This is a genomic window from Saccharopolyspora elongata (assembly GCF_004348985.1).
GTDB lineage: Bacteria > Actinomycetota > Actinomycetes > Mycobacteriales > Pseudonocardiaceae > Saccharopolyspora > Saccharopolyspora elongata.
In genome coordinates, this window is sequence record NZ_SMKW01000074.1 from 1 (window position 1) to 18,627 (window position 18,627).

18 protein-coding genes are annotated in these 18,627 nt (G+C 69.9%); 7 read left to right on the forward strand and 11 right to left on the reverse strand.

Annotated elements, in window-relative coordinates:
* Positions 1-157 precede the first annotated feature (157 nt).
* Together E1288_RS36390 and E1288_RS36395 are read right to left on the reverse strand one after the other, a co-directional pair.
* Positions 158-1,432 (reverse strand): MFS transporter, encoded by a 1,275-nt coding sequence (locus E1288_RS36390; RefSeq protein ID WP_132493230.1) that lies wholly within the window; start codon positions 1,430-1,432, stop codon positions 158-160.
* Between the two features lie 107 nt (positions 1,433-1,539).
* A complete protein-coding gene (locus E1288_RS36395; protein WP_132493231.1) occupies positions 1,540-2,913 on the reverse strand; it encodes a M20 family metallopeptidase in 1,374 nt (457 codons plus the stop codon).
* Positions 2,914-3,084: 171 nt separating this feature from the next.
* On the opposite strand from E1288_RS36395, the gene E1288_RS36400 reads away from it, so the two are divergent.
* Entirely contained in the window at positions 3,085-4,230 is a 1,146-nt protein-coding gene (locus E1288_RS36400; RefSeq protein ID WP_235884063.1) for an FAD-dependent monooxygenase, read from the forward strand.
* Between the two features lie 3 nt (positions 4,231-4,233).
* Here the strand turns inward: E1288_RS36400 and E1288_RS36405 are convergent, their stop codons facing one another.
* Positions 4,234-5,955, reverse strand: a complete 1,722-nt coding sequence (locus E1288_RS36405) for an AMP-binding protein (protein WP_235884064.1) — start codon at positions 5,953-5,955, stop codon at positions 4,234-4,236.
* 155 nt (positions 5,956-6,110) lie between these two features.
* Between E1288_RS36405 and E1288_RS36410 the strand changes: the two genes are divergently transcribed.
* The 4 genes from E1288_RS36410 to E1288_RS36425 all read left to right on the forward strand — a co-directional run bounded on the left by E1288_RS36410 (position 6,111) and on the right by E1288_RS36425 (position 9,909).
* Positions 6,111-7,001, forward strand: a complete 891-nt coding sequence (locus E1288_RS36410) for a LysR family transcriptional regulator (protein ID WP_132493233.1) — start codon at positions 6,111-6,113, stop codon at positions 6,999-7,001.
* Between the two features lie 241 nt (positions 7,002-7,242).
* Positions 7,243-8,508, forward strand: a complete 1,266-nt coding sequence (locus tag E1288_RS36415) for an MFS transporter (protein ID WP_165968445.1) — start codon at positions 7,243-7,245, stop codon at positions 8,506-8,508.
* 4 nt (positions 8,509-8,512) lie between these two features.
* The gene (locus tag E1288_RS36420; protein ID WP_207954752.1) at positions 8,513-9,466 is read left to right on the forward strand and encodes a ribonucleotide-diphosphate reductase subunit beta; all 954 of its coding nucleotides are present in this window, start codon (positions 8,513-8,515) and stop codon (positions 9,464-9,466) included.
* Between the two features lie 2 nt (positions 9,467-9,468).
* Positions 9,469-9,909 (forward strand): hypothetical protein, encoded by a 441-nt coding sequence (locus E1288_RS36425; RefSeq protein ID WP_132493235.1) that lies wholly within the window; start codon positions 9,469-9,471, stop codon positions 9,907-9,909.
* Between the two features lie 89 nt (positions 9,910-9,998).
* Here the strand turns inward: E1288_RS36425 and E1288_RS36430 are convergent, their stop codons facing one another.
* The 3 genes from E1288_RS36430 to E1288_RS36440 form a co-directional block, all read right to left on the reverse strand.
* Entirely contained in the window at positions 9,999-10,904 is a 906-nt protein-coding gene (locus tag E1288_RS36430; RefSeq protein ID WP_132493236.1) for a GlxA family transcriptional regulator, read from the reverse strand.
* A 208-nt stretch (positions 10,905-11,112) separates the two neighbouring features.
* Entirely contained in the window at positions 11,113-11,703 is a 591-nt protein-coding gene (locus E1288_RS36435) for a cysteine hydrolase family protein (RefSeq protein ID WP_132493237.1), read from the reverse strand.
* Between the two features lie 70 nt (positions 11,704-11,773).
* Entirely contained in the window at positions 11,774-13,255 is a 1,482-nt protein-coding gene (locus tag E1288_RS36440) for an MFS transporter (RefSeq protein ID WP_207954753.1), read from the reverse strand.
* 157 nt (positions 13,256-13,412) lie between these two features.
* Between E1288_RS36440 and E1288_RS36445 the strand changes: the two genes are divergently transcribed.
* Positions 13,413-14,330: an SDR family oxidoreductase gene (locus E1288_RS36445; protein WP_132493239.1), complete on the forward strand. Its 918-nt coding sequence runs from the start codon at positions 13,413-13,415 to the stop codon at positions 14,328-14,330.
* On the forward strand, positions 14,327-15,001 hold the full coding sequence (locus E1288_RS36450; protein ID WP_165968446.1) for a PHP-associated domain-containing protein: 675 nt from the start codon (positions 14,327-14,329) through the stop codon (positions 14,999-15,001). The genes E1288_RS36445 and E1288_RS36450 overlap by 4 nt, the downstream gene beginning before the upstream one ends.
* Before the next feature lie 41 nt (positions 15,002-15,042).
* On the opposite strand, the gene E1288_RS36455 is transcribed toward E1288_RS36450, so the two are convergent.
* From E1288_RS36455 to E1288_RS36475, 5 genes are all read right to left on the reverse strand, one after another.
* Positions 15,043-15,498 (reverse strand): Imm1 family immunity protein, encoded by a 456-nt coding sequence (locus E1288_RS36455; RefSeq protein ID WP_132493241.1) that lies wholly within the window; start codon positions 15,496-15,498, stop codon positions 15,043-15,045.
* A gap of 157 nt (positions 15,499-15,655) precedes the next feature.
* Positions 15,656-16,102: an Imm1 family immunity protein gene (locus E1288_RS36460; protein WP_132493242.1), complete on the reverse strand. Its 447-nt coding sequence runs from the start codon at positions 16,100-16,102 to the stop codon at positions 15,656-15,658.
* Between the two features lie 2 nt (positions 16,103-16,104).
* On the reverse strand, positions 16,105-16,860 hold the full coding sequence (locus E1288_RS36465) for a DddA-like double-stranded DNA deaminase toxin (protein WP_132493243.1): 756 nt from the start codon (positions 16,858-16,860) through the stop codon (positions 16,105-16,107).
* A 120-nt stretch (positions 16,861-16,980) separates the two neighbouring features.
* On the reverse strand, positions 16,981-17,790 hold the full coding sequence (locus E1288_RS36470) for a thioesterase family protein (protein ID WP_132493244.1): 810 nt from the start codon (positions 17,788-17,790) through the stop codon (positions 16,981-16,983).
* The gene (locus E1288_RS36475; RefSeq protein ID WP_132493245.1) at positions 17,790-18,419 is read right to left on the reverse strand and encodes a TetR/AcrR family transcriptional regulator; all 630 of its coding nucleotides are present in this window, start codon (positions 18,417-18,419) and stop codon (positions 17,790-17,792) included. The genes E1288_RS36470 and E1288_RS36475 overlap by 1 nt, the downstream gene beginning before the upstream one ends.
* Positions 18,420-18,627 lie beyond the last annotated feature (208 nt).

The window sequence follows — 18,627 nt, forward strand, 5'->3', positions numbered from 1 at the left end:
CGCGACCAGGTCTGGATCCATCGAAAACCCTGTTCCGCCCACCACTGATGATCACAGAAAGCAGGCCAGCCAGTGTTCACGAGGTCCTGAGACACAAACTGTTCACGAGGTCCTGAGCGAGGACAGGTCGCCAGAACGGCCATAACCACTCACGAGCTCAGCGGAGGCCGAGGCGGCGGCGGATTACCAGCAGGCTGAGGAGGCTGGCTGCCGCCGCGAACATCAGGTAGAAGCTCGGGGCCAGGCTGGTGCCGGTGAGGCCGATCAGCCATGTGCTGATGAACGGCGTGAACCCGCCGAACACGCTCACCCCGATGTTGTAGCCGATGGACATGCCGGTCGCCCGGGTCTCGGTGGGGAACAGCTCGGACATCAGCGCCGGCAGCGCCCCGAAGTAGCAGGCCTTCAGCAGCCCGATCAGCAGCATCATGCCGACCATCACGCCGAATCCGGGGAACGCCACCAGCGTCGCGAAGATCGGGTAGATCAGCAGCAGGATCAGCGCGGCGAACACGCCCATCAGCTTCACCCGGCCGATCTTGTCCGACAGGTGCCCGGCCAGCGGCGTCACCACGGTCAGCACGACGCCGGTGACCAGGGTGGCCGTGAAGCTGGTCGACGCGGGCAGGCCGAGCTGTTTGATCGCGTAGGTCGGCATGTAGGTGATCGTGTAGTTGAGCACCGTGGAGACCAGCAGCGCGCCGACGACCAGCAGGATCCGGACCTTCTGGGTGCGCAGCACCGTGCGCACCGGCGAGTGCGGTTCGGCGGTCTGCGCCGCGGTGAATTCCGGTGCCTCGTCGACGAACCGCCGGATGTAGTAGCCCACCGGGCCGACCAGCAGGCCGACCGCGAACGGGATCCGCCAGCCCCACGACTCCAGCTGCTCCGGGCTCAGCGTGGCCGTCAGCAGCACGCCCATCCCGGCCGACACCAGCGTGCTCAGGCCCTGGCTGGCGAACTGCCAGCTGGCCACGAAGCCGCGCCGGCCCGGCACGTGCTCGACCATGAAGGCGGTGGCGCTGCCGAACTCGCCGCCCGCCGAGAAGCCCTGGATCAGCCGCGCCAGCAGGATGCCGATCGGCGCGACCAGGCCGACCGTCTCGTACGAGGGCATCAGGCAGATGATCGCGGTGCCCAGCACCATCAGCCGGATCGACAGCGTCAGCGATGCCTTGCGCCCGGCGCGGTCGGCGTAGGCGCCGAGCACCACCGCGCCGATCGGGCGGATCAGGAACGAGACGCCGAAGGTGCCCAGCGTCAGCAGCAGCGACACCGTCTCGTCCTGCGCCGGGAAGAACACCTTCGACAGGACCGTCGCGAAGATCGCGTAGACCGCGATGTCGTACCACTCGAGCGCGTTGCCGATCGAGGCGGCCGCGATCACCCGGAACGGTTTGTGCGATTTCGCCGAGGCGGTGGAAGTGGCCATCACGGCCTCCAGGTCTTCAAGTAGGAGCGCGATTTCGCGCGAAATCGGTGGTATCCGTGCGGGGCGGTGGGCGATTTCGCGCGAAATCGCCGCATGCCTCGGGAAGATCAGCGCTCGCCGAGATCCCAGAACAGGCCGGCCATGATCGCCAGCGCTTCGCGTGCGACGGTGCCCAGCAGGTGCTCGTTCGGGGCGTGCTGGGCGCAGGCGGGATAGGAGTGCGGGACCCAGATCGTGGGGAGCCCGAGCACGTCGGCGAAGGCGTCGTTGGGCAGGGTGCCGCCCAGGTTCGGCAACAGCGCCGGTTTGGCGTCGGTGGTGCGCCGCAGCGACTCCAGCGCCCAGCGGACCCATTCGTCCGCCGGGTCCAGCCGGGTGGCGGCGACGCTGCTGGTGACCTCGACGTCGATCATCGAGAAGCCGTGGTCGTCGAGGTGCGCGCGCACGATCCGCTCGACGTCCTGCCAGTCGGTGCCGACGACGAACCGGAGCTGGCAGTGCGCCTCGGCGCTGCCGGGGATGGCGTTCACCGGCGCCTGCGGGGTGCCCGCGGTGAACGCCAGCACCTCCAGGGTGTTCCAGCCGAAGACGCGTTCGCTCGGCGTCAGCCCCGGCTCGCCCCAATCGGCGTCGATCTCGGGGGAGCCCGGGCCGCCGTCGACGGTGATGTCGGCCAGTGCGGCCCGCACCGATTCCGGGATCGGCGCGGGCCGCAGGCCCTCCACCCGCACGGCCCCCCGGGGGTCGATCATGCTGGCCAGCGCGTTGGCCAGGATGCTGGCGGGGTTGCTCAGCAGGCCACCCCAGTTGCCGGAGTGGTAGGCGCTGTCGCGCAGGTTCACGCGCAGCGAGAAGTTGACGGCGCCGCGCGAACCGAGGAACAGCGTCGGCTGCTGCGCCGAGAGTCGGCAGCCGTCCGAGGCGATGAGCAGGTCGGCGGCGAGATCGTCGGCGAGGTCCGCGCAGACCTCGCTCAACCCCGGCGATCCGGTCTCCTCGCCCATGTCGAGCAGGATCTTGAGGTTGAAGCCGAGGCTGCCGCCGCGGGTTTCGAGCACCTGCTCCAGCGCGGCGAGGTTGATGGTGTGCTGGCCCTTGTTGTCGGCGGTGCCGCGGCCGTACCAGCGGTCGCCCTCGACCGTGATCCGCCACGGGTCCAGCCCGTCGCGCCACTGCGCGTCGTGCCCCAGCACGACGTCGCCGTGACCGTAGGTGAGCAGCGTGGGCAGGACGTCGTCCTCGTGCCGGTGGGCGATCAGGAACGGCCCGCCGCCGGGCACCGGGTTGTCGACGATGCGCGCGGTGCAGCCGAGCCTCTCGACGGCGGGCGTGATCTCGTCGGCGAGGTACTGCCGCAGCACGTCGGCGCGCTGCGGGTCCTGGCTCTCGGTGCGGAAGGCGACCCGGCGCGCGAGGTCCGTGCGGAACGCGCCGGAGTCGTAGTACTGCGTCGCCCGCTCGACCGTCACTTCCCGGCTCACCGCGATGTCCTCCCCGAATTCGCTTGCGCACCAAGGGTTTTCCGTGCCGGATGCGCTACCTGGATTTCGCAAACTCAACCACGCGGAACGCCGCATGACCAGCAGCAAAAAGACAAGGCAGCGTTGCCGGATCGGCAACGGGAGCGTGGGTGCGTGGCGTAGCGTGAGGTGGTGCGAAGCGCGACTGTGATCGGTGCGGGGATCGGCGGGCTGGCCGCGGCGGTCGGCCTGCACCGGATCGGCTGGCGGGTGGCGGTGGTCGAGCAGGCCGCCGAGATCGACGCGATCGGTGCGGGGATCACGCTGTGGCCCAACGCATTGCGCGCGTTGGAGGCGCTCGGGTTCGGCGAGCGGGTCCGGGAGCTGGGGAAGCCGCAGGAGTCCGCCGGTATGCGCTCCAGCGACGGCCGGTGGCTCAGCCGGCTCGACGGCGCGGAGATCGAGCGGGAGCTCGGCAGGCCGATGCTCGGAGTGCACCGGGCCCAGCTGCACCGGATGCTGCTGGACGAGCTCCCGGCGGTTTGCCTGCACACCGGCGTCCACGTGACCGCCGTCGGCCGGGACGGCGCGGTGCCGGGACTGGACCTGCCGCCCGCCGATCTCGTCGTCGGCGCCGACGGCATCAACAGCCAGGTACGTGCGCGGTACTGGCCGGACGCGCCGCGCCCCCGCTACACCGGCTTCGCCGCGTGGCGCGCCATCTGCGAGCGCCGGGATCTGACCGAGATCGGCGTGAGCTGGGGGCGGGGCCGGGAGTTCGGCATCGTGCCGTTGGTGGACGGCCGGACGTACTGGTACGTCGCGATGCCCGCACCCGAAGGCGCCCGCAACCCCGACGAGCGCGCGTATCTCCGCGAGCAGTTCGCGTCCTGGCACTCGCCGATCCCGGAGCTGATCGACGGCACCCCGGCGGAAGCGGTGCTGCGCAACGACATCCGGCACCTGGGCGGCCGGCTGAAGTCGTACGCGACCGGGAACGTGGCGCTGCTCGGCGACGCCGCGCACGCCATGACCCCACACCTCGGCCAAGGCGGTTGCCAGGCGCTCGAAGACGCCGTCGTGCTGGTCGCCGCCTGCGCGAGGTTCGACGACGTGGCCGAGGCCCTGACGCACTACGACGCCGAGCGCCGCCCCCGCACCCAGCAGATCGCGCGGGCCTCGTACTGGGCCGGGCGTTTCGGCCCGTTCCTGGCCAATCCGGTCGCGGTCGCGCTGCGCGACACCGCCGCGCGGCTCGCCCCGAGCAGCGCGGCGATCAAGACGTTCATGCGGGTCAGCGGCTGGACCCCGCCGCAGATCGAGGGGCTGGACAGCTGACGGTCAGGAGCTCTCCGCGAGGCGCTGCGCCCGCTCCAGCAGGTCGCCCTTCTTGATCTTCCCGGTCGCGGTCATCGGCAGCTCCGGCACCAGCACGAAGCGCGGCACCTTGTACGAGGCCATGTTCTCCCGCGCCCACCCGGTCAGCGCCTCCGCGGTCAGCGAGGTTCCCGGGGCCGGTTGCACGTAGGCCAGCGGCAGCTGGCCCTTGGCGCGGTGCGGCATCGGCACCACCGCCACGCCCAGCACCTCCGGGTGGCGGGCCAGCAGCGCCTCGACCTCCGACGGGAAGACGCTCATGCCGCTGATCTTGATCATCTCCTTGTTGCGGCCGAGGAAGTGCAGGCAGCCGTCCTCGTCCACCATCCCGACGTCGCCGGTGCGCAGCCAGCCGTCGCGCAGCGCCTCGGCGCTGGCCTCCGGGCGGTTCCAGTAGCCGGTGAGCAGGGAGGGCGTCCGGATCGCGATCGCGCCGCGCTCGCCGATCGGCACCGGCTCGCCGGATTCGGGGTCGACGACCATGAATTCGGTGCCGGGCACCGGAAGCCCGCAGAACACCGGCTCCGAGCGCAGGTCCCGGTCGTCGTCGGAGAAGCCGTAGGTGATGGTGTCGGCGGTGTGCGTCTCGGTCATGCCGTAGGACGCCTCGCGCAGGACGCTGTGCTCGCCGACGGCCGCCGCCCAGCGCCGCCGCAGGTCGGGCGTCAGCTTGCGCACGAACGACATCGACCGCGCGTTGTCCAAACTGGACAGATCGTGGGCGGCGAAGCCGGGGTGCTCCATCAGCTCGACGTAGTTGTCCACGGTGCCGATCATGTCGGTCACGCGGTAGCGCTCGACGGCGTCGAGCACGGCGGTGGCGTCCCACCGGGCGAGCAGCACGACCGTGCCGCCGTGCACGAGCGGCACCAGGATTCCCATGTCCTCTCCGGCGATCCAGAAGATCGGCACGTAGCAGAGGTAGACGTCGGGTTCGGTGCTCCGTCGCGGCGGGCGCGCGGCACCGGCGGTCACCGCGGTGTAGAGCATGTGCCGCTGCGTGTGCTCGCAGCCCTTCGGCAGGCCGGTCGTGCCGCCCGTGTAGTTCAGCGCGGCCAGCGCATCCAGGTCCACCTCGCGGCGCTCGGCGCGCGGGCTGGCGCCGACCCGCGACCACTGACTGCCCGTCGTGTCGGTGCGCAGCGTGTCCGGGAGCGGCAGCACGGGCTCGGCGGGCAGCAGGTCGGCGGGCGAGGTCGCCAGCACCTCGCGCAGCGGCGTCTCCGCCCGGACCTGCTCGACCAGCGGCACGAGCTCGGTGCTCACGACGAGCACCTCGACGCCGGCGTCGGTGAGCTCGTAGCGGAGTTCGTGCTGCTGGAACATCGGGTTCACGGGCACGTGCACCGCGCCGAGCTTGAGGATGCCCATCATCGCGATCACGAACTGCGGGCAGTTCGGCAGCAGCACGCCGACCCGGTCGCCGGCGCGCACGCCCGCGCCGTCCAGCCAGCCCGCGAACCGGTCGGACGCCTCGTCCAGCTCGGCGTAGGTGATCTCGCGGCCGTAGAAGACGATCGCGGGGCGCTGCGGCTCGTGCCGGGCCCAGTGCCGCAGGTGGTCGGTCACCGGCACCTCGCCGAGCGGGTAGGTCACGTCGCGGGGGATGTCCCGCGGCCAGCTGCGCTGCTGTCGAGCGCGGAGATCCGCCAGGTAGCTGACCACGTCCATCTCGGCTCCCGCCACTCGTCCGGAACATACCGACTAGTCGGTCGACGGTGCTCAGCGTCGTGCCGAACCGGCCGCATGTCAACAGTCCACCGCGTCCCGACCGGCGCCGGCCCGCGCGGCGGATGCGGTAGCGTCCCGGCCATGTCCTGCGGCCGCCCGGCTTTCGCCCGATGAACCAGCTCCGGTACTTCCTGGAGGTGGCTCGGACCGGATCGATCCGGGAGGCATCCGAGCGGCTGCACGTGGCGACCTCGGCGATCAGCCGCCAGGTGGCGAAGTTGGAGAACGAGGCGGGCATGCCGCTGTTCGAGCGGCAGCCGCGCGGCATGGTGCTGACCGAGGCCGGCGAGATGCTGGCCGCCTACGCGCGGCGGCGGATGCGCGAGGAGGAGCAGGTCCTCGCCGAGATGCGCGAGCTGCACCAGTCGCACCGGAGCACGGTGAAGGTCGTCAGCTCGGAGGGTTTCGCCCAGGACTTCCTGCCGGAGGCGATGGCCTCCTTCCGCGCGGAGCACCCAGGCGTCCGGTTCCGGCTGCACGTCACCACCCCGGCCGCGGCGACCCGGGAGGTCGGCGAGGGCACCGCGGACGTCGCGGTCACCTTCAGCACGGCGCCGGAGAAGGGCGTGCGCGTCGAGCACTCCGAGCGCCACGACATCCGGGCCCTCGTCCGCGCCGATCACCCGCTGGCCGAGCGCGCGGAAGCCGCCCTGGCCGACCTGCTGCCGTACCCGCTGGCGCTGATGGAGGAGGGCACCACGCTGCGGCAGCTGTTCGACATCTGCTGCAGCATGGAGGGCCTGGAGTTCGACCCGGTCTTCGTCAGCAACCACACGATCGCCCTGCACAGCTTCGCGCGGCTCTCCGGCAGCGTGACCCTCACCGGGCGGCTGAGCGTGCGCCGCCGCCTCGACGCGGAGGGCCTGGTGTCGATCCCGCTGACGAACCCGGAGCTGCTGGAGCGCAACCTCCAGATCCAGACGATGGCCCAGCGCCGGCTCCCGGCCCCGGTCCGGCTCTTCGTCGACCACCTGATCGCCACCATCCGCGACGGCGGCTGACGGCCGGTCGTTCGCCGCGTTCCTCCTCGACGTTCGGGGGGAATGTGCCCGAAACCCTTGACACTGGGGGAAGATCGCTCCGACCCTGTTGATCGGTCGACGAATTTTAGAGCGAAGTTCTAGGTTGCGGCTCGGGCCGAGCCGGATGTGGGGGTAGGCCGACAGCCGGTCGCGGAAGGGCGGAGCAATGGGGCTCTCGTACGTTCGTGAACTCTCGGAGTATCCGACCGGATCCCGACGGATGCGCATCCTGTCCATGGCGGTGCTGGCCAGCCTCATCGGCTCCTACGAGGGGCAGATCGCCCCCGTAGTGCCGTTGCTGCTGGAAGACCTGCACATGAGCCTGATCACCTACGGCTCGGTGTCGGCCCTGGCGCTGATCGCCGGGGCGATCGCGGCGATGGTCGGCGGACGGCTGACCGACCAGTTCGGCCGGGTGCGGGTGCTGGTCCCGCTGATGCTGCTGACCGCGCTGATGTGCTTCGCGATGACGCTCGTCAGCACGCCCGGCGAACTGCTCGTCGCCCGCGCCTTCCTGTCCATGCTCGACGGCGTGGTGATGGCCGCGACCGCGCCGCTGGTGCGGGACTTCTCGCCGCGGATGGGCCGGGCGCAGGCCTTCGGCTTCTGGACCTGGGGGCCGGTGGGCGCGAACTTCCTGGCCGCCGTGATCGCCGGTTTCACGCTGCCGCTGTTCGACAACTCGTGGCGCTCGCAGTTCGTCATCATGGGCGCGATCTCGCTGGTCATCTCGCTGGTGATCGCGTTCAACATCGCCGACCTGTCGCCGCGGCTGCGGGCGCAGATCCAGCAGACCGAGAAGCGGGCGCTGGCCGCGGCCGACACCGACCGGCCGGTGCGGATGCGGGACCTGTTCGGCCACACCACGATGTGGGCGCACGTCGTCGGCATCTCGGTGTGGCTGGTGCTCTACCTGACGCTGTCGCTGTTCGGGCAGACGATGCTGGCGCAGAGCTTCGGGCTCAGCGCGGCCTCGGCATCGGCCGTGATGAGCGGGTTCTGGGTGCTAAACCTCGGCACGCTGATCGCCGTCGGCCGGCTCTCCGACCGGCTGCAGCTGCGCAAGCCGATCACCGCGGTGGGCACCGTCGTCGCGGTGGTGATGACCGGCTACCTGGTGGTGCTGATGGGCGGCGAGACGATCTCGATCGTGCAGCTGCTGATCACCGGGGCGCTGCTGGGCGCGGGCATGGGCGCCGCGTACGCGCCGTGGATGGCGAACTACTCGGAGAACACCGAGGACATCGATCCGCGGCTGCAGGGCAGCGCGTGGGGCGTGTTCTCGTTCCTGACCAGGGTGATGGCGGTGCTGGTGCTGTTCCTGATGCCGCGCGTCGTGGCCGCCACCAGCTGGTCGGCGTGGTTGTCGATCGCGCTGGTCTGCATGGTGCTGTTCCTGCCGGTGATGCTGCTGTTCCGCGGGCCGTGGCGGCGTTCGCCGGCCCGCGCGGACGTCGCGCCCGGCGTCGAGAAAGCCGAGAGGTGAGCAGATGACCGACCTTTCCCAGGACGCGGTGGACCGGGTCGACCTGGCCGGCCTCGGCCGCGTCGACATCGACGACGTGCTGGCCTACCTGCACCGCGACCTGAAACGACTACCCGGCTACCTGGACCTCTACCGCCGCTACCTGCGGCAGCGCTGGGACGTCTACGAGCTGGACTTCACCCGCGACGCGGTGGACTGGACCGAGCGGATGACCGAGGTCGAGCGGGAGGCGTTCGTCGCGATCTCGTCGGGATTCCACCACGGCGAGCGGCAGGTCGAGGTGGAGCTGCCGGTGTTCATGCTGGGCGGCAGCGAGGAATCGAAGATCTACATGTCCAGCCAGATCGAGGACGAGGCCCGCCACACGGTGTTCTTCGACCGCTTCTACCGCGAGGTGGTCGGGCTGCCCGGTGAGTCGATCCAGGACGTGCTGGACGCGTCCTTCCACCACGTGGCCGAAACGTTCGTCGGACCGTTCGGGCTGCTCGCCTACCAGGCCGACGAGCTGCGCGCGGACCCGGAGAACCCGGCGCTGCGGGTGCGCTACGGCACCAACTACTTCCTGTGGATCGAGGGCGTGCTGGCGCTGTCGGTCATGAAGATCACCCTGACCTACTGCCGCAACAGGGGTTTCCTGCCCGGCTACTACGCGGGGTTCACCGCCACCTGCCGCGACGAGGCCCGCCACGTGCAGGCCGGCATGCGGTTCCTGCGCGACTCGGTGCGCGAGGATCCCCGCCTGCTGCTGGAGATCCACGAAACGCTGCGCACCATCCTGGCGATCAACGGCGCGACGAGCCGCCGGGTGGCGCTGGAGTCGCTGGGCTGGTCGCCGGAGGACGTGCGGCGGCTGATGATCCGCCAGCTGAACATGAAGCTCTCCGACGTCGGCATCGGCCTGGCGCCGGACATCGAGCGGATGATCGAGGGGATCGAGCCCGAACTGGCGGGAGGATGAGCATGCGGCTGTTCAGTCCACAGTGGGCGGAGGCGGCGCGCGAGGTGGTCGATCGCGGGCCCGACGAGGCGATCCGGGCGACGAAGCTGGCGAGCTACTGGGAGTGGATCGACCGGGCGCGCGGGTCGTACTCGTCGTCCTGGGCGCTCGGCCTCGTGGAAACGGGGCAGTACCTGCGGTTGCGGTGGGCCGACGGAGACTGCGTCGAGGCGTCGATCCGCGAGGAGCCGGACGCGGACTACGTGCTGACCGCCGACGCCGCCGCCTGGCGGGACATCATCACCGGCGAAGACGCCGGACGGCTGCTGATGTACCGCCGGATGAGGCTGGTGCACGGCGACGTCCTGCTGTTCTTCCGCGGCATCTACTTCGTGGTGGAGTCCATCGCGGCGATCGGCCGGATCCCCGCCTCGATGCCGCCCGAGGCGGCGCCCGCCGGGTGAGGTGAACGACCCGTTCGCCTCGCTCAGCCGACCGCGTCGGGTCCGCGGGTCGACCTGAACGGCGCTCCGACGCGGTGGAGGACATCGGCCTAGGTGCGGGAACGCAGGCGGCGGAGCATGCGCGCGTCGGCGAAGCCGACCGCGTGCGCCGCGGCCTCCACCGTCGCACCCTGGCTGAGCAGGTGCTCGGCGCGCTCCGCGCGGAGCACCTGCTGGTAGCGCAGGGGCGTCAGCCCCGTTGCGCGCGCGAAGGAGCGGGTGAGGGTGCGCTCGCTGCAGCCCGCGGCGGCGGCGAGCGCGGCGAGCGGGAGCGGCTCGGTGAAGCGGGCGTCGATGAGGTCCTGGACGCGGTGCACCGCGTCGTTGAGGTGCGAGCGGTGCCGCAGCATCGCGCTGGCCTGCTGGTCGTCGCCGTTGCGGCGGGCGTAGACGACCATGCCGCGCGCGACCCGTGCCGCCGCGCCGGGGCCGTGCCTGGTCGCGACCAGGTGCAGCGCCAGGTCGATGCCGCTGGCGATCCCGGCGGAGGTGATGATCCGGTCGTCCTCGACGAACAGCACGTCGCGCACCACGCTCGCTGCCGGATGCCGGCGGGCGAGCTCGTCCTGCAGGTCGTGGTGCGTCGTGCAGCGACGCCCCCGCAGGAGCCCGGCCTGCCCCAAGGCGTCCGCGCCCGAGCACACGCTGGCCACCGTTCCGCCGGCGGCGTGATGCGCGCGCAGCCGCTCGGCGGACGCGGCGTGCAGCTTCGGCCAACGCGGCGGATCGGCCACGTGCGAACCGGGTACGAGGACGAGGTCGTCCTCGGTCAGCGCGGGCCAGCTGGTGTCGGCGTGCAGCGGCAAGCCCTGCGCGCTCACCACCTCGCCGCCCTGCGCGACGTACGACAGCTGGTAGCGGTGCCCGAGGCCCGCGGCGGTGGAGAACACCTGCGCGGGCCCGGCCAGGTCCAGCAGGTGCAGTCCCGGCAGCAGCAAGAACACGACGCGGCTCACGATCCGGTCATCCTACCCAACCCGCGCCACCACCCGAGCCACCGAACCGCCACGAGGGCGCACATCCCGATTTTGCCTAAAATTGGACACCCAACCCGGCCGGGTCCGGCTCCCGATTTTGCCTAAAATTGGACACCGTCCCCGGGCCGGGTTTCCGATTTTGCCTAAAATCGGGCGTTCTCGAACGCCTCCGCAGGCGGGTTCGCCGTCATCCCTGGGTGCCGGTGAGTTCCGCGACGGTGCGGATGGTCGCGAAGCGGCCCGACAGGGCGTACTCGGTGCGGGCGATGATGTCCTCGGAGTGCAGGGTCCGCGGGTCCGCCAGGAGCTCCTCGATCGTCTGGTCCGCCGGGGCGTCCCGGTGCGCGATCGGGTTCGTCGCCGTCGCGTCGGTGACGAACGTGACGTCGTAGCCGAGGTCCGAGGCGACCCGCGTAGTCGTCTCGCAGCACTGCTCCGTGCGGATCCCGGACACCGACAGCTCCCGGATTCCACGCTGCGTGAGGGTCTGGTGCAGGTTCGTGGTGGTGAACGCGTTGTGCGAGGTCTTGGTCAGCTGCGGTTCGCCGTCCGCCGGGGCGAGCCCGTCCTGCAGCCGGACGTGGCCGTTGACCGGGTCGAACACGTTGCCGGTGCCCGGTTCGCTGTGCAGGACCCAGACGACCAGGTCGCCCTCGGCGCGGGCCAGCGCCACCAGCCGGTTGACCTGCTCGACGATGCCGGGATTGGAGATGGCCCGCCACGACGGGCGCTGGCGGAAGGACTCTTGGACGTCGACGACGAGAAGTGCTTTGTTCACGCTTGAGGAGTCTGGTCGTGCGCGCGCCCGGGCGGGAGGCACGATCGCGCCGCATGCCGGAACGATCTGGTCACCGCGACCGTTGTGCGGGCGCGTCGGTGCGCGCGGGTTCCGGAGCCGGCGCCTGCCGCTCGGGGGCACGGCCGCGGACCGCCGACGCGACGACTCCGAGCGCCGCGATCGCGGTCATGGTCAGCAGTGCCATCCGGTAGCCGAGCACGAGCTGGTCGACGGCCTGCCCGGACACCCCGGAGATCGTCCCGGCGAACACGTCGGCCCGAAGCTCCACCGGCAGCGGGCCGGTGATCAGCGCCAGCGCCAGCGCGGTGCTGACCATCACCCCGATGTTCTGCGCGGTCAGCCGCATCGCGTTGCCGATGCCGACCCGGTTGCGGGGCAGGCCGTTCATCACCGCGGTGGCGTTGGCGGGCATGAACAGCCCCGACCCGGTGCCGAGCAGCACGAGCCCGACGGCGATCGGTCCATAGGGGACGGTGGGGGAGACCGAGACCGCCAGTACCACCAGGCCGACGGCGGTCAGCACCCCGCCGGTGATCGCGATCGAGCGCGTCGACATCCGCCCCTGCAGCAGGCCCGAGCCGGTCGAGGCGATCATGGTGGTCAACGGCAGCAGCAGGACCTTCAGCCCGGCCGCCACCGGGTCGTCGCCCTGCACCGCCTGGTAGAACAGCGCGATCAGCAGCAGCACGGCCATCCGCGCGATGGTGTTGAGCAGGCCCGCGGCGAGCCCGAACGAGTAGCCGGGATCGCGGAACAGGCCGATGTCCACGGCGGGATTGCGGCGGCGCCGCTCGACGGCCAGGAACACCGGCGCGAGCACGACGAACAGCGCGAACGAGCCGAGCACCAGCGGATCTATGAGGCCGCGCTCGCCGATCTGCGAGAGCCCGAGCAGGAAGCTGCCCAGGCAGAGCAGGATCAGGATGTTGCCCGGCGCGTCGACGCCGCGTTCGCCGGTCCGGCCCTTGTCGGGGCGCAGCACCATCGCGCCCCAGAGCAGGCACACCAGGCCCATCGGGACGTTGCTCCAGAACACCCACTCCCAGCCGAACCGGTGGCTGAGGAAGCCGCCCAGCGTCGGACCGAGCAGCTGCGCCACGGAGAACGACGCGATGTAGATGCCCATGCCGCGGCCGAGGTGCTGGCGCGGGAAGGCGGTGGTCAGCAGTGCGGCGCTGTTGGCGAGCAGCATCGTGCCGCCGGCGGCCTGCACGACGCGCAGGCCGACCAAGGTCCAGGCGGTCGGCGCGAAGCCCAGCGCGAGGCTCGCGGCGGTGTAGACGGCCAGGCCGGTCAGGTACATCGTGCGGCGGCCGAACAGGTCGGCCAGCCGGCCGAAGAAGACCATCAGCGTGGTCGTGGCGAGCATGAACGACAGCAGCATCCAGCTCGCGGCGGTCGAACTGGCCTGGAAGTGCCGGGAAACCTCGGGCAGCGCCACGTTGAGCGAGCTGGTGCCCAGGCCGGTCAGCACGCTGGCGATGCTGACCACGGACAACACGCGCCACGCGTAGCGCAGCTGATCGTCCACGGCCGGGCCTCCTCCTCGAACGGGCAATACTAGAACGGTATTCTCATCCGGGTCCGCCGAGGAAGCGTCCATCTGTGCAAAAAGCATTGACAGTGGCAGGAATCACTCGTCAGTGTTTCTAGAAGGTGGCTCTAAAACCAGCTTCCGGGAGGACTGCATGGGCGGCATCGTCGACGGGCGGATCGTCATCGTGACCGGCGCGGCGCGCGGCATCGGACGCGGCCACGCCCTGGAGTTCGCCAGGCAGGGCGCGAAGGTCGTGGTGAACGACATCGGCGCGGAGGTCGACGGCACCGGCTCCTCCACCGGGCCGGCGGGTGAGGTCGTCGACGAGATCCGCGCGGCCGGTGGCGAGGCCATCGCCAACGGTGACGACGTCGCCGACTTCGAGGGCGCCAAGCGGCTCGTCGAGTCGGCCGTCGAGCACTACGGCGACCTGAACGTGCTGGTCAACAACGCGGGCATCCTCCGCGACCGGATGCTGTTCAACATGACCGAGCAGGAGTGGGACGCGGTGATCCGCGTGCACCTGAAGGGCACGTTCGCCCCGCTGCGGCACGCCGCGGCGTACTGGCGCGCCAAGGCCAAGGCAGGCGAGGAGGTCGACGCCCGGGTGATCAACACGACCTCGTCCTCCGGCATCTACGGCAACCCGGGCCAGGGCAACTACGGCGCGGCGAAGGCGGGCATCGCCGGGCTGACCGTCATCGCGGCCCGCGAGATGGAGCGCTACGGCATCGCGGTCAACGCCGTCGCCCCGGCCGCGCTGACCCGCATGACCGACGGCCTGGGGCGCCAGGTCAGGGCGACGGAAGGCCGGTTCGACGTCTCGAACGCGGAGAACATCGCGCCGCTGGTGGTGTGGCTGGCGGGCGAGAAGGCCAAGGGCATCACCGGCCGGGTGTTCAACGTGCGCGGCGGTTCGATCAGCGTCGCGGAAGGATGGATCGCCGGGCCGGGCGTCGACAAGGGCGAGCGCTGGGACCCGGCGGAACTCGACGACGTGATCCCGGGCCTGGTGGCCGGGGCGCGGGAGAACGCGCTGACCAACGGCAAGGTCCCGGGCGCGGAGTGACCTGGCGGCTGCCCGACCCCGGACCCGTCCCGCCGGGCCGGGTCCGGGTCGACTGCCACGTCCACACGGTGCACTCGGGCGACGCGGTGTCCACAGTGGAGCAGATTGCGAAGCGGGTGGCGGCGGAGCGGATCGACGTGTTGTGCGTGACGGATCACCACAGCCTCGACGGCGCGTGGGAAGCCGTGGAACGCGACATCGGCGCGCGGGTCGTGGTCGGGGAGGAGATCCGCACCCGAGCGGGCGAGGTGATCGGCCTGTTCCTGGCGGAGCGAATCCCGTACGTCCTGCCGCTGCCCGAGGTGGTGCGCCGAATCCGCGATCAACGGGGCGTGATCTACGCGCCCCACCCCCTCGACCCGAACCGAACCAGCCTCGGCGCCGAAGGCCTGCGAGAACTCCACGAACACGGCGCGCTCGACGTCGTGGAAGTCTGCAACGCCAAGATCAGCGACCCGGAGCACAATGCGGCAGCGGCGAACTTCGCGGCCCGGAACGACATCCCCGCGGCAGCGGGCTCGGACGCCCACGATCCCCAGGGAATAGGAGCGGCCTACCTCCACATGCCGGACTTCGACGGCCCCACCGACTTCCTGCGAAAACTCCCGGAAGCCCGAATCTGGGGAGAACACCGAGACCACGTCGGCTGGCAGCCGGGGCGAGGGTCGTGAGTGAATCTGGTCGCCCCAAAGACCTGTCCTCGCTCACGGCCTCAAAACCACCGTCCCGGCTGCCAGCGAACACAAGTCGGCCGCTTTCCGGTTAGGCAGAACTCCGCGACAGCGTTGCGGACGTGATCAAGCGGGATAGCCGCTGTGGCCGGGTACTGGAGCTGTCCGTCCGGGTCGAACCAAAGCTGAGGAATGTGCGGTGGATTGTCGGGGTTGTACGAATCAACGACTTCGTCGTTGTCTGCGTCCACGTGGTTGAGCGCGCCCCATCCGAATTCTGGCAGCGTGTACACGACCAGCCGGGACTTGGGGAACGCTGGCCCGTCATCGGCGCGCCAAGATCGGCAAGGTCGATCCCACACGTAGACCTGCGATGAGTTCAAGTGGTGAGGTTCGTCCACCACAGCGCGGATCAAGTCATCCATCGCAGCAGGCGGGGAGTAGTGGAACCGCTTGTCGACGATCGCGGTCACCACGGTTTGCGTTGCTGCGGTCATGGCGTTGCTGCTCCTTCAGAGTGACTGGCCTGGTCTCTCCCGCTCCCAGGCAACCATCGCGGATCCATTCGGCAAGATCGCTTCCACGGCGGCTATGCAGCTGAAAGCCCGATCGCGCATCGTGCTAATGATTACGCGACCGCGCTCACCCGCGACCTCAGAACCACCGAGCGCCCTGCCACTGCAGGCACTCGGGGCGCCGCCCGGTGCGGCAGAACTCCGCAACTGCGTCGTGGATCGCATCGATCGGCAGGACTGCGGATCGCTCGAACGGGGTCGGAGTCGTCGCGTCGAACCACACGGTTGGCACATTGGCAGGTGGTTCAGGATTGTGGGTGTCCCAAACCCCGCCTCCTTCGCCTTCCTCCACGAAGTTGATCGCGCCCCAGGCTGCCGATTCGTCAACATTCACGCGAAGTTGATGCCCGGGGCGATCGTCGGTGGACATGTCGTGCGGACGATCCCAAACGTAGAAGCACACACCACGAATTCGCTCCTGTCCCAGACCGTCGCGTATCAATTCACGGACGCCAATCATGTCGGAGGCGAAACGGCGGTCCTTCCCGAACAGTGCAGTGACCACCGTCCGCGTCTTCGTAGCCATGTCTATGCCTCTCCTCTGAAAACGATCGGGTGCTCTGCTCCCGGTTCCCAAACTGCCAGCGCGAACCCCCGTGGCAGTATCGCGGGCACGGCTGTTCGGCAACCATATTCCTCCTCGCACACGGCGTTGTTGATCGCAATCACCCCATAGGGGATACCTTGCTCCCGCATGCGTTGCGCAGCCTTGACTTCCACGTGTTTTGCCACCTCGGGGCTGGCATGCGACGACAGAGGATGTTTCGGAAATCGGGTTGAGTTCAGGAGCACCAACTCGGCCCGAGCCGCTACGTCATCCCGCTGCTCGTCTCGGCCGCTGGTGATCTCAACCTCATGGCCGTCTGGATCGAGGAACAAGCCCTTAGTCGGGTTGCCCATGGTCCACTTGGGCAGACGCCATTGCGCGGTTCTCGCCCACCTGGAGTTTGTAGCGGGATCAGCCGCGAGCCTGGGCGTCGTTGATGGGTGCGGGGTGCTAGGTGGGGTGCTGGCGGCTTCCTCGACCGCGAGGTTGTGGCGGTAGGTCTCGACGATGGTTCGAACGCCTTTGACGAGATCCCATTGCTCGAACAGTTGGTCGCTGATCGTTTGGGCTGTGGTCAGGACTTCCAGCGCTTCGGGGGCGTTCGTGCCGTGCAGGACAGATAGGGCTTGTTCGCTTTCGTCCAGCGCGTTCTGCGCCGCGGTGAAGGTTTCGAGCGCCTCGGTGAGCTTGGCGATGATTTGGCCGAGGAGTTGGTCGAGGTCGCTGACTGCTGACACGCCGGTCTCCTTCGCTGCTGGGTGCAGGGCGTTGGAGATCGTTTCGGGGTGGCCCGACAGTTTTCCGGGCTGCTTCGGCGTGGATCGTGCGATCGTGTTGCCGAAGCAGCCCGGAACGGGTTACTTCGATGCTGGGTTGGCCACTGCTGTCACCGTGCAGTAGCCGATCGGGCCGCTGGTGTCGTGGAACGTGCAGTTCGCCGCCGCGATGCCGTCCTCGCTGAGGTGGCCCGTGGCCTCGATGCCGATCGCATCGCTCAGCGGGAGGCGGCTGAGCGTCAGCGTGTAGTCCGCGTTGATGAACTCCAGCTTGCCGTGGGTGCCGAAGTTCGCCAGCGGGCTGGCGAAATCGCCCGCCAGCGCGACCCGCACGAACGGCGACGGCGATTCGCCCGCCACCAGGTCGTTGTTGTCCCGCAGCCAGGCGCGGCGCCGGCTGTCGGCGCTCCAGGAGTCGGTGGGCTCGCCGTCGGCGTCGAGCATCCAGATGTCGAACGGCGGCGGCCACCCCGACGACTGGACACCCGGCGTCCCGATCTCCGCCGGGCTCGGGACGTCCCAGGCCGGTGTCTGCGCCACGGTCTCGGTCGGCTGGTCGCCGCGGCGCAGCAGCACCGCGCTCGCCCGCGCCACCGGGGTGTCCCCGGCGTACACCGTCGCGTCCGCGATGCGGATGCGACGGCCGTCGCGGACCCGCTGGGTCTCCACCCGCACCGGCACCAGCTTGGTGTTGCGGAACAGGTCGACGGTCAGCCGGGTGAAGTGGAAGTCCGGTTCGGCGTGCTCCTGCTCCAGCGCGCGGGCGAGCAGCCCGCCGAACAGCCGGCCGTGCATCATGTCCGGCGCCCACGGGCTGCCCGCGTGCGGGCCGGGCACCAGCCCGTCCCCGTCGATGGTGAAGAACGGTTCCGCGCCGTTGGTCTCGGCCATCAATCCTCCTCCTCGTCTTCGTCGCGGAGCGGGTCCAGGCGGCGGATCAGCCGCAGCGTCGCCTCCAGGACCTTGTTCGCCTCCCGCTTGCTGGAGCACGTCGCGATCTCGCGGCCCGCCTCGCCGATGATCGTGGTCAGCACGGCGACGGTCACCCGGTCCACCGGGTCGGTGCCGGCGCCGAGCAGCACCGCGTTCTGCCGCACCCACTCGCGGCCGCGGGTCCGGCGGATCAGCTCGAACCCGGGCGGCCCGTCGCCGTCCATGAACAGCCGCACCAGGTCGCGGCGCGCCCACGAGCCCTCCAGGAAGGCCCGCGCGCCGACGTTGAACAGCGTCAGCGGGTCTTCCTCGCCGCCGGCGCGGGCCTTGGCGACGGCGCTGATCGCGTTCTGCTCGTGGGTGGCCTGGTGGTCCTCCCACAGCGCCAGGAACAGCTCGGTCTTGCCGCCGAAGTGGTGGTAGAGGCTGCCGACGCTGGATCCGGCGCGTTCGACGACCTCCGCGACGCTGGCCTCGGCGAACCCCTTCTCGGTGAACACCTCGCGCGCGGCCTGCAGCAGGACGCGGCGGGTCTCCGCGGTTCGGCTCCACTGCCAGGCGTTGGAGCGGCTCGTCTTCCGTGCCATGACCACCTTCCCGTCGTGCTGATCGGCCCTGGTCGGGGCCGTGCGTACTTCCTGTCGCTATGGCAGCACAAAGTACTCACGGGCCCGGCCTGGGGAAACGTCCGCCCCACCGGTGTTCGAGTAGTGGGATCACATTCTAGAACGTGTCCGCCGTCGGCGTGGCTACCTCGGACGGACGCTAGGCGCGGGCCGTCCAAGTATTTAGAGT